This is a genomic window from Dubosiella newyorkensis, assembly GCF_001945605.1.
Lineage (GTDB): Bacteria > Bacillota_I > Bacilli_A > Erysipelotrichales > Erysipelotrichaceae > Dubosiella > Dubosiella newyorkensis.
This window is the reverse complement of record NZ_MPKA01000095.1, coordinates 1-13740: the sequence shown is the minus strand read 5'-3', so window position 1 is coordinate 13740 and position 13740 is coordinate 1. Positions and strand designations below refer to the sequence as shown.

The window sequence follows — 13740 nt, the reverse complement described above, 5'->3', positions numbered from 1 at the left end:
AGAATTTAAAGAAACAAAAAATAAAAAAGCCCTTAAAATAAAGGGAATTTAATGATATAACTAGGGACAAACAAGTGAAAATGTCTTCAACTTATAAACAAGTTAGTACTCAACTTGAAAAGACGGGAATCTCTCAACATCCCCAAATCGCTGCCAGTATTGGCGCGCAAGCGTGTAACGTACGATAAAGATAATAATATTATCGAATACACGATCAGCTATTATCGAAGCGATCTTTATACTTATATGCATTCCACAGGTAAGATCGCGTATAATCATTAAATTTGTTGAAAGAATCGGATCCTAAACGGGTTCGATTTTTGTTTATAAAAAAATCGAAATTTTTTTCTTTTTTTGCTTGCACGCCTAGGAAAGCTATGCTAATATAAGTGAGTACTTGAGGTAAGCAAGACAGAAAGCTAAATGGCGCGTTGGAGAAACGGTTAACTCACATGCCTTTCACGCATGCATTCACGGGTTCGAATCCCGTACGCGTCACCATTTGTAAGCTCAGTCTTTAGGTAAAGCACCTAAAGGCTTTTTTCTTGTTGAATGTTACCAAAATGCTACTATTTTCCAAAAAATCAAAATAACGAATCCAAAACATCGATCGTATCTTTCTCGAAATCATTGATAAGATGCGCATAGATATTCAGCGTGGTCGTGGCTCGAATTATGGAGACGTTCAGGATGAATGCTGTACAGGTTCGCCGATCGTTCAGTTTGATCCGGTTCCATAAGAGGCTGAGGAGGATCCGCTGATGGGTGGCAGGGGGGCAAGTTCTGGATTTAGCCAAAAAGGAAACAAGTATGGATCGCAATATAAACCATATTTCACTAAAGGGAACATAGCGTTTGTCTCTAAAGTATCTCGCCAGTCTGAGTCTCTGATGGAAACTATGACCAAAGGACGGATTTATGTGGTAGCCGGCGATCGTAAATTGCAGAAGATTGTCTATTTCGATTCAGATGGTAAACGAATTAAAGAGATCAATCTGGATCTGGCCCATCTCGGAATGCAGCCCCATACGCATCATAGATATTTCCACAACGAAAACGATGGCCCGGAAGGGGCCACATCTCTTTCGGAGAGCGAAAGAAAAATGGTTGAAAAGGCTCGTCGCTATTGGTATGATTTCTTAAAGAACAGAAAATAGTTCAGGCTGGCAGAACGCTGTGATGTATGGGTCTTTTGATCCACTGCGGAGCCATCGGTTCAATTCCGGTTGCCTGTTCTTACCAAAGAGAAGATTGTGATGTATAAAGCATATTTGCGGGAACCGCAAAAAGAAATCCTGAAAGCGGGTTAACTTCTTGATGGGATGAAGCGTCTTGAGAAATCAGGGCGCTTTTTTCGTGTCATCATATACCCGACTATTCGTGAAGGAAAGGAGGCGGCAGTGTGAGCGCCATACCAAAATACACAAGCAAGGATTAGATCACTGGGCTGATCGACAATTATTTTGCGTTCTGCGAAGGCGAGGTCCTTCGCGATCAAGATGGTGTGAGAGGCAGCAACTTTCAGTCTGCAGAACAATTTCAAATACTGGAAAAGGAAAGAAGACACTGGCGCGGCAGTGGTCAAGATCATTTGCGGTATCCCTCGTTTAGAGGATTAATGTTCTGTCAAACTTGAATGCTATCGAAGTTCTTTGAATTATTGCACTTCATCGTTCTTATCGTACATAAGACCGGATTTTGAAATAAAAAACGAGAGCCCAATGCTCTCTAGAATCATTAAATCATCGCTTTGGTTCTTTGAAAGTGCGCTTCTTTCTCCTTAGCAATGATTCGATAGATCTCTTCTTTTGAATGATCATACAGCATATTGGCCCAATATCCCCATAATATATCTTCAAAACATTCAAATAAACGAATCTCTGGATCGATCGAAGACTCGATCCCATACCCTATATAAAATAGTTGACGAGAACGTTCGTCTTCAATTTGGTTTTCAGAAAAGAAACTCGCAAGATCGAACCGAAAATCGTTCATGGCCGCATATTCATAATCGATCAAATAGGAACGGCAATTCGAAAAGAGAAGATTGCCAGAAACGACATCGTTATGGCACAAAGTATCAGGACGATAGATCAAGAAGACCGCCTCGATGATCTTCTCTTCCTCCTCAAAGAAAACGATCCGCTCTTTGACTTGACTTCGATATTCAGACAGCTTTTTAAATGGATCAAAATAAAAATCGACCCCATCCAGACAATGAAGCGTTTTTAACATCTTGCCCGTTTGTTCGTACTTTGTTGAACCTTTCGCTTCTGAAAATTCATGCACACCCTCGATATACTTTGTTACTTTGATTCCCTTATGAATATCCATCCCTACAAGCGGAACATCGAGTGCCTTGACTTTTTGAAGCACCTCATATTCGTTTTTAAAATCGACACGAAGCAAACCGTGCTCTTTTTTAGGAACCCGGACCATATACGTTTGATCATCCATGCGCATTAAATACGATACATTGCTTATCCCTTTATCGGTTCTGTACAATTGGATCTCTTGATGAAAAATGTTCTCTAAATACTGTTTGACTTCTAGTTTATCCATGCTTCTATCATAGCACGGATCCTAGTAAGGTGAGACGAATGCAATCCAACAAAGCAAGTGGTATACTTTTTTATAGAGGTGAAGAATATGGAACAACCTAAGATCCCAACGATCCCAGAAGAACAACCAAAACCAATCGTAATACAAACAGAAAGCAAATTATGGATCGTATCCTTGATCTGTATCGGACTATCGCTCTTTTTGATCCTTTTATCGACATGGCTTGGTTTTATCCCGACCATTATCGCGACCGCGCTCGCGATCGTTGCAAGCATTTTAGCTTGGAAAGATTTTGATCACTCTAAAAAAATGATCGCTCTATTGTGCGCGGGCATTTGCTGTGCGATCATCGGTATCTATGCATTTGGAAGCAGCCTTCATGGAGCGCTCTATCAATTTGGATCGTATTTGAATACCTATGATACATACGATGATGATGAGTGGTATCCACTCGATGAATACAACGATCGATTTGATCACGATCACTATTGGGAAGAGATCTGGGACTGAGTATGGCACAAGAACAATTAATCAATGACCTGAAAAAAGAGATCGAGCAACTGAAAAATGAGGGGCGCGTGTTGGAAGCACTTCCTCTTATGAAGCAAGCTGCCAATTGGGGGGATCTCGAAAACCAAAAAGAACTCGTCGATCTGTATTTGAGCCAAGAGTATCTGGACAAAAAAGAAGCTTACATCTATGCTCGCTTAGCGGCTCTCAATTTAGATTTGGAAAGTATGTATATCCTGGCTCAACTTTCTTTGGACCCCTCCGTTAAAGAAGTCAATCGAGAACAAGCGTATTATTTCATGAATAAAGCAGCATTAGGCGGTTATCCAAAAGCGTACGACCCCTTGTCGATGATGTATTTGATGGCCCAAGGGACATCTCGCAATCTTGAACAAGCAAAATTTTGGAACGAAAAAGCAAAAAAGGCGGGAATCGATGCCGAAACTGTTTTAAAGCATGAAACAATGATCCAAAAAATGGAATCAAAAACAAGGAATTAAAAGATGGACTTGTAATCCATCTTTTTTTAGTCTATTATATAAAAGCATGCGTGGGAGAACACAGTTCGTAAACCACTGCATAAGACCAAAATATAGGAGGTGCGTCTTATGAGCAAGAAAAAAGTAACAAAAGTTTGTAAGTTGCAGTTCATGGCTGGAGGAGCAAAACCAGGACCTGCTTTGGCAAGTGCTGGAATCAACATGCCACAATTCTGTAACGCGTTTAACGATGCGACAAAAGATCGCAAAGGAGATATCGTCCCTGTTATCATCACAGCGTATGAGGACAAGTCGTTCGATTTCGTATTGAAAACGACACCAGCAGCCAACTTGTTGAAGAAAGCGGCTGGAATCTCAAAAGCGAGCGGTGACCAAAAACAAACAGCAGGAAAGATCACGATGGATCAATTGCGTGAGATCGCTGAATATAAGATGCCAGATTTGAATGCGAATGATATCGATGCGGCGATGAAAATCGTTGCCGGTACTGCAAAAAATATGGGTATCAAAGTAGAAGGTATGGAATAAGGAGACGGAACATGGCAAAAGTAAGTAAAAGATTTAAAGAAGCTGAAAAGCTCGTGGATCGTGACAAATTCTATACGATTGAAGAAGCAGTCGCTCTTGCGAAAAAAACCGCAAGCGCAAAATTCGATGAAACAGTTGAAGTTAGCTTCAATTTGAACGTAGATCCACGTCACGCGGACCAACAGATCCGTGGCGCAATGGTTCTTCCAAACGGAACAGGAAAAACTCAAAAAGTAGCCGTAGTTGCGGAAGGCGATAAAGCAAAAGAAGCCGAAGAAGCCGGAGCAGATTTCGTTGGATCGGATGAATTGATCCAAAAGATCCAAGGTGGATGGTTTGATTTCGATGTTTTGATCGCGACTCCAAACATGATGGGAAAACTTGGACGTCTTGGGCGTATCTTAGGACCAAAAGGGTTGATGCCTAACCCTAAGACAGGAACAGTAACGATGGATATCGCTAATGCTGTCAACGAAGTTAAAAAAGGGAAGATCACATACCGTGTCGACAAAGAAGGAAACATCAACGTGTTGATCGGAAAGATCAGCTTCGATGAAGACAAGCTCGTTGAAAACTTCATGGCTATTTATCGTACGATCGCTAAAGCGCGTCCTACAAAAGTTAAAGGTACATATATCAAGAACCTTGTCCTTTCAACAACAATGGGTCCTGGAATCCATGTTGAACGTCAAAAATAATTTGACAAACTCAATAAAACCAGTAATATAAGATTGTTATCAATATTCCAAAGACAGTAACGGCGCAAGCTTAATCAAGTTACCGAGGGGTTATACATTCCTAAGCTTTTTATGTATGCCTGCTCATGCAGGCTTTTCTTTTGAATATTGTAACGATATATAGAAAGAAGAGGTGGATTGCATGAACAAAGATGTCCTCGCTCAGAAGGAAGCCGAAGTCAAAGCACTTACGGAAAAAATGGAAAATGCAAGCTCAGTTGTCCTCGTAGAATATCGTGGATTGACTGTAAAAGAATTGACCGAACTCCGCCGTGCACTTCGTGATGAAGATGTAGACTTCAAAGTTTACAAAAACACCACAGCGCGTCGTGCTTCCGAAAATTTAGGATACAGCAAGTTCGCAGAAACATTAAAAGGACCAAACGCCTTGGCATTTGGTAAAGATCCAGTAGCTCCAGCTCGTGTTTTAGCAAAATTCGCGAAAGAACATGATAAACTGGTATTGAAAACTGGAATTGTCGACGGCGATGTTGTCGATGAAGAAACGATCAAGAAGTTGTCCGCATTACCAAACAAAGAAGGTATGTTGGCAAAATTCGCTTCCGTATTGAACGCTCCAGTCATCAAGTTCGCGATGACGATCAAAGCATTGGCAGAAGCCAAAGAAAATGGAAGCGCACCAGCTCAAGAAGAAGCAGCTGCAGAAGCTGCCGCGTAACAATATTTTAGGAGGAAAAGAACAATGGCTAAATTAACTCAAGACGATATTCTTGCTTACTTAGAAGAAGCTACAATTTTAGAACTTAATGATTTAGTAACAGCAATCGAAGACAAATTCGGTGTTGTTGCCGCAGCTGCCGTAGCAGCACCAGCAGCCGCTGCAGAAGAAGCAGCAGGACCTAGCGAAGTAACAGTAACTCTTACTTCTGTAGGTGGAACAAAAGTTGCCGTAATCAAGGCCGTACGTGAAATCACTGGTCTTGGATTGGTAGACGCGAAGAAACTTGTTGACTCTGCACCAGCAGTCATCAAAGAAAACATCGCGCCAGAAGAAGCTGACCAAATCAAAGAAAAATTGATGGGTGCTGGCGCAACTGTTGAAATTAAGTAATTTCACTTTGTAAAATAGACTTTGTCAAACGACAAAGTCTTTTTTTTATTGGAAAGGAGCCCTAATGGAAACATTTATTTGCAGAGCCGACGATTTTGGACTCTCCAAAGCCTATGATCTAGGATTGCTCGATTCTCTTGCTTCCTCTATCATTAAAAATGTAAGTCTACTCGTGAATATGCCGCAACTTAAAAAAGATGTACATCAACTGCTTTCTTATCCGATCGATCTTGGCCTTCACTTTAATCTTTGCCTAGGAAAAGCCACCTCGCCAAATCCATCGACATTAACGGATCCAAGTGGCAATTTCTTCTCTTCTTCTTATTATCGAGATAGGATGCAAAAAGAGAGTGATCCTTTTCGCGAAGAAGATGTGGATCAAGAAGCCCGCGCGCAAATGGAAGCCTTCATCCAGCTCGTCGGCAAAAAACCAGACTATATCGATTATCATGTTTTCTTAACACCCTCGATCGAAAAAGCCCTTCAAAAAGTAGCGGAAGAATACAATGTCGTATGCAAGCTTCACTTTAAAAAAGAAAAGGCAACAAGCGATCGAGCACTATTCTATGAAAGGAAAGAGCCCTTTTCTACTTGGCTAGAACAAGAACAATGGCCAAAAGAAGAAACCACCCTTCTGATCTTTCATCCAGGCTTCTTAGATCAAGATGTATTCCGCCTTTCCTCGCTTACGAAGCTAAGATGTACAGATCACGCCTTCTTGCTCGATCAAGAAGTCCAAACCTATTTTAGAAAACAAGGAAAGAGCATCCGGTATAGTGAACTATGATTCAAATCACAAAGATTACGAAAAAATATGATAAAAAGGAAGTTCTTCATTCGATCTCGCTCGATATTCCTGCTGGAAAACGCTTCGTCCTTTTTGGCCCTTCCGGAGCAGGCAAATCCACCTTGCTTAAATTGATCGCCGGCCTCGAATCACCCACGAGTGGAACGATCATAAAAGAATCAAACAAGATTGCGATGGTCTTTCAAAACGATCTTCTTTTTGATCATCTCACCACCTTTGATAATATCGCTTATGGATTGGATCATCGCCAATATACAAAAGAAGAGATCACAAAAAAGGTGAAAATGATCGCAGCCCGCACGCGGACAGCCTCGTACCTTGACAAAAAAGCGGCTTATCTATCTGGAGGAGAAAGGCAGCGGGTTGCATTGGCTCGGGCACTCGTCTCGAATCCAGAGATCTTATTACTCGACGAAGCGTTCAGCCACCTTAATCCAGCCCTCAAAAAAGAGCTTTTGATCGATTTGATCGATTTTCAAAAAAGCAGAAATATGACATTGATCAGCGTCAGTCACGATTTTCAGGAAGCCCAGTTTCTTGGCGAGATCCTGGCCGCACTGGATCAAGGAAATCTCGTTCAAATCGATTCTCCATTCGATATCTTTGAACATCCGCAAAGTATCGATGTCGCCAATTCGCTTGATTTGATCGGAATCAATACGATTTACATCAACAACAAAGTCTATGGGATCCGACCATGCGATTGTTCGTTTCAAAAACGAGAATATTGGATCTGTTATGGGACCTTTACACTCGAATTCGAAATTCCGTATGAAGATTCCACTCTTTTTGTCGGTAAAATCGCCAATGCGCGTTTTTGTGTTTTAGAATCAAAAAAAGAAGCCTTACTAAAGGCTCCTGTTTATTTAGATCCATCAAAGATCATCGCGTTTGAAGATTAATCTTCATCCGCCATGATCTTTTTTAATGCGTTATAGATCCCGTGGTTTTGAATATCTGTCGTTGAAAAATTAGCGAAACTCTTTACATAATCGCTTGCGCTTCCCATCGCGACCCCAATATCCGCTTTTTCCAGCATTTTCGTATCGTTGGTAGAGTCGCCAAAAGCGATGACATCATCCCACGTCAAACCTTCACGCTCTAAGATCATTTCGATTCCGTGCGCTTTATCGTTTTCCACGTTGAAGATATCATAGCAGAAGCCGTTCGTTTTCACATTGATAAGATCGGAACGAAGATCTTCATGATCTTCCATAAAATCTTGGAGCGGTTGCACATTCTTCGTTAAAATGACCGCATTGTACGCGTCGTGGCGTTTATGGAACGATTGAGTCGGATCATAGAACAATGAATCAAGTACATTGCAGTATTTGCTGAAATCATACATTGGATAAAAATTGTTGTATATATATGTGGCATCTCCAAAATGAAGCATCAAACCATATTCTTGGTCTTGGGCAAGTTTGACAAGCGATTCTAGCGTATCGTGTTTGATCGGGGAAGCTGAGATCATATTGAAATCATGATCCAAGATATAGCCTCCATTGATCAAAACATAATAATCGAAATCGAGACGCTGCAGGATCAGTTTCATTTGATTGAGAGGGCGCCCTGTTGCGGCTGCCACAATATAGCCAGCTTCTTTTAGATTTTGGATGGCAGCTATGGTCGAATCTTGGATCACATCGTTTTCTGTTTGATACAAGGTTCCATCCATATCGAAAAATACAATTTTATGTTTCATGCGTATTCCTCTTTTCTTGTATGGTTCCATTATAATCGGAAAGATTTTGAAAATAAACTCCCGTACTTTTTTGAGTTTTATACTTTTCTTTTTAAAAATTGACTTTTTGGTAGCACCGCATTATTCTAAAAAAGAATCAATAAAAATAAGGGGAAATTATGGTTAAGATCATACAAGGCCTTAAACGATTTAAGGTTTTTTTCATTATAGGAATTTTAATACTTCTTATCGCTTCGATTCTATTTTCGTTCCATTCTTCTGCACAAAAGATGAATGGCATCGCTTATTTAAAAAGCCAAAAAGCGAAAGATATCACTGAGCTATCCAATCAACTCGAAGAGCGACGATTCCACGAAGTTCAAGAAAAACTCGATTCTGGCGAACTAAAATATTCTGACGTATTTACGGACTATGTGTTTTTAGGCGACTCAAGAATGAGAGGGTTTAGTTCATATTGCGGGATTCCGCTTGATAATAATCTTGCTAAAATAGGAGTCAATGTAACAAGCATCGATCAAGATTTGCCAACGATCCAAGAACGCCATCCCAAAAATGTATATCTCTCTTTTGGGATCAATGATATTGAATCCAATTTAGGGCTTGCCGATGACGGACTGCATTATGATCAATTGTTTGAATCGTACGTTCAAAAGGTACTCGACATCGTTCCGGATGCGAACATCTATGTCAATTCCATCATACCGATCCAAGGCGATGGACCGATCGCAGAAAAGATCCCAGAATATAATGATCAATTGAGAGCTCTTTGCGAACGAAGAGGATGGATCTATATTGATAATTCCGATTTGATCAGCGATCCATCGATGTATGAAAACGATGGGATCCATTTTGTGCCTTCTACGTATGAACTATGGGCAGAAAAAATGTATCTTGCGGGTCAAAATCAAAAATAAGGGGATAATAGTGACTATGAAAATAATCAAAGATTATGGATTGTGGTTGATCAAAGGAGGCTGTATCCTAGCGCTTCTCGTGCTCGTTGCACCACTGTTCCAGACCGAGCCAATGAGCAACGCTCCATTCGACCAAGTGCTTCAGGCGACGATCGAGGGAGTCGATATGAGCAAATATCCGCAAAAGGATGTTTTGGCGCTAAAGCGTTATTTAGATCTCGATGCCTCCATGTTCGAACAGATCGCGTTTTATCGAAGCGACAATGCGATGGATGCCGATGAGCTCGTACTAGCGAAATTCAATACAGAAGAAGCCAAAAAAAGTTTCCTAGACGCGATCCAAAAGCGAATCGAAAGCCAGACAACAACATATGAAGGCTATGCGCCAGAGCAGTATGACTTGATGAAAAAAGGGAAGCTCATCTCTCATGCTAACTATGGATTGTATGTGGTGGGACCGCAAGCCGAGCAGATTGCTTCACAATTTGAAAAGAGTTTATAGGGGGAACTATGAGTTTTACAAGTCTATTGTTTATATTTGGCTTTCTTCCGCTCAGCTGGCTGGCTAGCTGCGCTTGGACGAAAAAAACATCTGTCCAAAACGTCATCCTGCTCCTTCTTTCTCTACTTTTCTATGCATGGGGGTCGATCCAGAATCTTTATATTTTGCTGATTTTGATCGTATGGAATTACTGCTCAGGCCTGCAACTTGAACAAACGCAAGACATGCCAAGAAAAAGAAGACTGATTTTTTGGAGTTCGGTTCTATATAATGTGGCTGTTTTGGCTTTTTATAAATACATTGGATTTTGGTTTGGCTCGATCTTGCCGCAAACGCAAAATATCCATGCCCCGATCGGGCTTTCGTTCTATACATTTTCGATCCTTTCGTATTTAGCGGACCTTTACTTGAATAAATGCCCAGCACAAAAGAATGTAGTCGCGTTTGGGCTCTACGTATCCTTTTTTGGAAAACTGACGATGGGCCCAATTTCTCAATATACGGATTTTGAGCAGTATTTAAAGCATCGAACGATTTCAAAGGACCGCTTTGCCCATGGCATGGATCTATTTTTAAAAGGTCTTGTCAAAAAAGTCTTTTTTGCCGACCAGCTCGCCTTGGTGTTTGCGGCCATGGGAAACGATTCTTCTTTTTTGGGCGCCTGGCTTCTTTCCTTGGCTTACACGTTTCAATTGTATTATGACTTTTCTGGCTATTCGGATATGGCGATCGGAATCGGATATTTGTTTGGATTTGAGATCCCTAAAAACTTCGATCATCCATATATTGCGAAAAGCGTTCAAGACTTTTGGCGGCGGTGGCATATCTCTTTATCCTCGTGGTTTCGCGATTATGTGTATATTCCCCTTGGCGGAAATCGCGTATCCAAAGAAAAGTATATTCGCAACATTTTGATCGTGTGGCTTTTGACCGGAATCTGGCACGGCCCCAATTGGACATTTGTTATTTGGGGACTTTATTACGGGTTGTTGCTTTTGGGACAAAAATTCCTGTTTCAAAAGTGGATCGATCGCTTACCAGCAGCCGTAAATATCATTTTGACATTCTTGATCGCCAATATAGGCTGGGTGTTTTTCTCTTCGCCGACGATCATGACTGCTTTTTCACATCTCGGAAATATGCTTGGGATCGGCATTTCAAGTTTTGCGAGCGAAAATGCGCTCTTTTACCTCTCGAGCTATTGGTTGCTTTTCGTATTCGCGTTTTTGCTGTGCGGAACGCTCTATGAAAAAATCGAAAAGAAGATCTTTCTTCTCTTTTCTAAACAGGCTGTTATTGGCGTAGGGGTGTTTAAAATTTGCGTGTTCGTGATGATGGTAGCGTATCTTGTGAGTTCAACGGCGCAGACCTTTTTGTACAACGCATTTTAGAAAGGAGAGCGTATGAAAAATAAATTAGCTTCTATGAAACGAAGATCCGCTCTTCTGTTTTCTGTCATTCTTTCTGGCATTCTTGTTTTGGGATTGATCATAAATGTCATTTGGCCAGATCGCGACCATTCTAATGTAGAAAATCGTCCTTTGCAGACCTTTCCAGCCTTGCAGCTTCAAAGTCTTGAAGATGGTTCATGGACTAGGAACATGACGAATTGGTTTTCTGATCAATTTGTCGGAAGGAATCTCTATTTTCATTTGAATTATTTATTGAAGAAAGGAACAGGGATCCAGAAGATCGATGATGTGTATTTAGGAAAAGGTGCCCTGATTCAAGAAGCAGGAGCACCCAATGAGGCTTTGATGAGCCAAAAAGCGCAGACGATCCAAGCATTTCATGCCCGATTTCCTTTGAATACTTCGGTGATGATCGTTCCAACAGCGGCTCAAATCGACCAAGACAAGTTACCTCCATTTGCGCCTGGCGCATTCGAACAGCAAACGATCGACTCATTTTATAGCCAGCTTCCAGAAGATATTCACGCTTTGGATGTGGGCAAGACGTTGGAGAAGAACCAAAATAAATACCAATATTATAAAACAGATCATCACTGGACGAGCTTGGGGGCCTATCATGCCGCAAAACAGTTTTTAAAGTCTCAAGGAATGGAAATTGCCTACAGTGATTATGAAAGGATGCCTGTTTCTAATTCGTTTAGAGGTACTCTGGAGTCGAAAACGGGAAGCGTCTTCTTGAAGGATACGATCGATATTTATGTGGCGAAAAACAATCCAGATTATTTGGTGACTTACAATAATGATGGAAATCCCGTGCCTACGATCTATGATGATGAAGCGCTGCATAGAAAGGATCAATATGAGGTTTTCTTCGGAGGAAACGATAGTCTTGTCCAGATCAATTTAAATACGGATTCGACTCGGCATCTACTGATTTTTAAAGATAGTTATGCCAACAGCATGATCCAGTTCCTTCTTCCGTATTATCGCTCGATCACGATCGTCGATCCACGGTATTATTATGATGACATCACACGGCTGATCGAATCTGATATGATCACGGATGTTCTCTTCTTGTATAACTACAATTCGTTTCAGACTGATACATCGCTTCTTGATGTCTTGAATAGCGCTATACAAACGGCAAATCAATAAGATGCTCTTAGGCATCTTTTTTCGTAAACTGAAAACTTAAATTCCAATCCATAAAGCACTAAAAGCAATTTGGAATTATCTCGTACAAAAACCTGGGAAAAAAGTGTTTTCTCAGGTTTTTCGTAAGCGGGAATTAAAACAGCGTATAGAAAACGCTCATCGAATCAGAGACAATATCTCTACCTGCGATGAGCGTCTTTGTTTTTATTGGCATATGCTGATCAAATTTGGATTCCAAGGCATACATTGTTCCAGTATTTCGCTGGTCAGCTTTCCAGCATGTCTTGAGAGTTCTTTTAAAAGGTGAAGGATGTATTTGTAAGGGATCAGCCCATTGGCTTTGGCGCTTTCTACGATCGAGTAGAGTACTCCGCAAGCCTTGGCTCCTCTAGGACTTCCCGAAAACAGCCAGTTGTTTCTTCCTACCGCAAAATTTCGGATCGTCCTTTCGGCAAGCGAATTGGTCATCGGCAGACTTCCGTTGTCCAGGTAGCTGCTCAGCTCTTCCTTTCGGGCAAGCATATATTTGAAGGCGCTGGATTTAGTATTAATGGTGCATCCCTTAAACCTCTGAAAATTCAAGTGGTAGAATGTCATAAGAAGAACAATTTGAATTCCAGAATGAGGAGGAATGAAAAATGGCAAAGCAATATGACAAAGAATTTAAGGAACAGGTGATTCAGTATGTACTCGATCATCCAGACCTTGCCTACACCCAGATCGCGCAACAGTTCGGAGTCCATGACACAACAATTGGAGGATGGGTAAAAAGCTATAAAGAGCATGACGATCAGGTCGTCGTAAGAGGATCCGGCAACTATGCCAGCGATGAAGCCAAAGAGATCGCCCATCTTAAAAAGCAGCTCAGAGATACCCAGGACGCGCTCAATGTATTAAAAAAAGCAATCAGTATACTCGGCAAGTAACGGCTCGTCTCCTCTATCGATCGGTCCAGGAATACAAAGAGAAACATCCCAAAGCATCGATAGCGGGTATACTGGCTATATTGGAGAAGAGCCCTTCCGGCTACTACAAGTATTTAAGATCCAAACCATCCAAGACAAAAGTCCGACGGGAAAAAACAAAAAAAGCAATCGTCAAGATCTACAACGATTCGCACCAGCTGTATGGCTCGCCCAAGATCGCAGAGATCCTGCACAAGAAAGGGATCCAAGGATGCCAGAAGTATGTCTATTCGATTATGAAAGAAGCCAATATCAAACCGAAATATCTGAAACACAAGATAAAAACGACCATATCTAAAGGGAATGATCGAAAACTTCACAATCTTCTGAAAAGACAATTCAATCCAAAAGATCCCGACAGTGTATGGTG

19 protein-coding genes, 2 tRNA genes and 1 other annotated feature are annotated in these 13740 nt (G+C 41.2%); of the genes, 18 read left to right on the top strand and 3 right to left on the bottom strand.

The window, feature by feature from the left end:
* Nucleotides 1-114 precede the first annotated feature (114 nt).
* The 4 genes from BO225_RS12055 to BO225_RS12430 all read left to right on the top strand — a co-directional run bounded on the left by BO225_RS12055 (nucleotide 115) and on the right by BO225_RS12430 (nucleotide 1238).
* On the top strand, nucleotides 115-282 hold the full coding sequence (locus tag BO225_RS12055; protein ID WP_158023836.1) for a UTRA domain-containing protein: 168 nt from the start codon (nucleotides 115-117) through the stop codon (nucleotides 280-282).
* Between the two features lie 143 nt (nucleotides 283-425).
* Nucleotides 426-501: transfer RNA gene (locus BO225_RS10095), tRNA-Glu, on the top strand.
* Nucleotides 502-761: 260 nt separating this feature from the next.
* Nucleotides 762-1157, top strand: coding sequence for a hypothetical protein (locus BO225_RS10090; RefSeq protein WP_076342103.1), 396 nt, complete (start codon nucleotides 762-764; stop codon nucleotides 1155-1157).
* A tRNA-OTHER gene (locus BO225_RS12430) sits at nucleotides 1144-1238 on the top strand. The genes BO225_RS10090 and BO225_RS12430 overlap by 14 nt, the downstream gene beginning before the upstream one ends.
* Before the next feature lie 499 nt (nucleotides 1239-1737).
* Here BO225_RS12430 and BO225_RS10085 read toward each other — a convergent pair.
* Nucleotides 1738-2562, bottom strand: coding sequence for a choline/ethanolamine kinase family protein (locus tag BO225_RS10085; protein ID WP_076342102.1), 825 nt, complete (start codon nucleotides 2560-2562; stop codon nucleotides 1738-1740).
* Between the two features lie 87 nt (nucleotides 2563-2649).
* On the opposite strand from BO225_RS10085, the gene BO225_RS10080 reads away from it, so the two are divergent.
* From BO225_RS10080 to BO225_RS10045, 8 genes are all read left to right on the top strand, one after another.
* Nucleotides 2650-3072: a hypothetical protein gene (locus BO225_RS10080; RefSeq protein ID WP_076342101.1), complete on the top strand. Its 423-nt coding sequence runs from the start codon at nucleotides 2650-2652 to the stop codon at nucleotides 3070-3072.
* A 2-nt stretch (nucleotides 3073-3074) separates the two neighbouring features.
* Nucleotides 3075-3572: a tetratricopeptide repeat protein gene (locus BO225_RS10075; protein WP_076342100.1), complete on the top strand. Its 498-nt coding sequence runs from the start codon at nucleotides 3075-3077 to the stop codon at nucleotides 3570-3572.
* A gap of 108 nt (nucleotides 3573-3680) precedes the next feature.
* Complete coding sequence (gene rplK / locus BO225_RS10070) at nucleotides 3681-4100, top strand: 50S ribosomal protein L11 (RefSeq protein WP_076342099.1); 420 nt, start codon at nucleotides 3681-3683, stop codon at nucleotides 4098-4100.
* Nucleotides 4101-4111: 11 nt separating this feature from the next.
* Nucleotides 4112-4798 (top strand): 50S ribosomal protein L1, encoded by a 687-nt coding sequence (gene rplA / locus BO225_RS10065; RefSeq protein WP_076342098.1) that lies wholly within the window; start codon nucleotides 4112-4114, stop codon nucleotides 4796-4798.
* Between the two features lie 29 nt (nucleotides 4799-4827).
* Nucleotides 4828-4946: a sequence feature (ribosomal protein L10 leader region), on the top strand.
* 33 nt (nucleotides 4947-4979) lie between these two features.
* Complete coding sequence (rplJ, locus tag BO225_RS10060) at nucleotides 4980-5516, top strand: 50S ribosomal protein L10 (RefSeq protein WP_076342097.1); 537 nt, start codon at nucleotides 4980-4982, stop codon at nucleotides 5514-5516.
* Between the two features lie 24 nt (nucleotides 5517-5540).
* Nucleotides 5541-5909, top strand: coding sequence for a 50S ribosomal protein L7/L12 (rplL, locus tag BO225_RS10055; RefSeq protein WP_076342096.1), 369 nt, complete (start codon nucleotides 5541-5543; stop codon nucleotides 5907-5909).
* A 64-nt stretch (nucleotides 5910-5973) separates the two neighbouring features.
* Nucleotides 5974-6696, top strand: coding sequence for a ChbG/HpnK family deacetylase (locus BO225_RS10050; protein ID WP_076342095.1), 723 nt, complete (start codon nucleotides 5974-5976; stop codon nucleotides 6694-6696).
* Nucleotides 6693-7619, top strand: coding sequence for an ABC transporter ATP-binding protein (locus tag BO225_RS10045; protein ID WP_076342094.1), 927 nt, complete (start codon nucleotides 6693-6695; stop codon nucleotides 7617-7619). Before BO225_RS10050 ends, BO225_RS10045 begins: the two co-directional genes overlap by 4 nt.
* Here BO225_RS10045 and BO225_RS10040 read toward each other — a convergent pair.
* Nucleotides 7616-8422, bottom strand: coding sequence for a Cof-type HAD-IIB family hydrolase (locus tag BO225_RS10040; protein ID WP_076342093.1), 807 nt, complete (start codon nucleotides 8420-8422; stop codon nucleotides 7616-7618). The two genes, BO225_RS10045 and BO225_RS10040, sit on opposite strands and share 4 nt — an antisense overlap.
* A 158-nt stretch (nucleotides 8423-8580) precedes the next feature.
* Between BO225_RS10040 and BO225_RS10035 the strand changes: the two genes are divergently transcribed.
* From BO225_RS10035 to BO225_RS10020, 4 genes are read left to right on the top strand one after another with little or no spacing between them, the layout of a single operon-like run.
* Entirely contained in the window at nucleotides 8581-9336 is a 756-nt protein-coding gene (locus BO225_RS10035; protein WP_076342092.1) for an SGNH/GDSL hydrolase family protein, read from the top strand.
* Between the two features lie 16 nt (nucleotides 9337-9352).
* Nucleotides 9353-9838, top strand: a complete 486-nt coding sequence (locus tag BO225_RS10030; protein ID WP_076342091.1) for a DUF4358 domain-containing protein — start codon at nucleotides 9353-9355, stop codon at nucleotides 9836-9838.
* 8 nt (nucleotides 9839-9846) lie between these two features.
* The gene (locus BO225_RS10025) at nucleotides 9847-11229 is read left to right on the top strand and encodes an MBOAT family O-acyltransferase (RefSeq protein ID WP_076342090.1); all 1383 of its coding nucleotides are present in this window, start codon (nucleotides 9847-9849) and stop codon (nucleotides 11227-11229) included.
* Between the two features lie 12 nt (nucleotides 11230-11241).
* Nucleotides 11242-12405: a DHHW family protein gene (locus BO225_RS10020; protein ID WP_076342089.1), complete on the top strand. Its 1164-nt coding sequence runs from the start codon at nucleotides 11242-11244 to the stop codon at nucleotides 12403-12405.
* Nucleotides 12406-12609: 204 nt separating this feature from the next.
* Here BO225_RS10020 and BO225_RS12895 read toward each other — a convergent pair whose 3' ends face one another.
* Nucleotides 12610-13002, bottom strand: a complete 393-nt coding sequence (locus BO225_RS12895; protein WP_083632186.1) for an IS66 family transposase — start codon at nucleotides 13000-13002, stop codon at nucleotides 12610-12612.
* Between the two features lie 41 nt (nucleotides 13003-13043).
* Between BO225_RS12895 and BO225_RS10010 the strand changes: the two genes are divergently transcribed.
* Complete coding sequence (locus tag BO225_RS10010) at nucleotides 13044-13331, top strand: transposase (RefSeq protein ID WP_076340276.1); 288 nt, start codon at nucleotides 13044-13046, stop codon at nucleotides 13329-13331.
* Between the two features lie 80 nt (nucleotides 13332-13411).
* A partial coding sequence (locus BO225_RS10005; protein ID WP_143356701.1) for an IS3 family transposase occupies nucleotides 13412-13740 on the top strand: 329 nt, incomplete at its 3' end.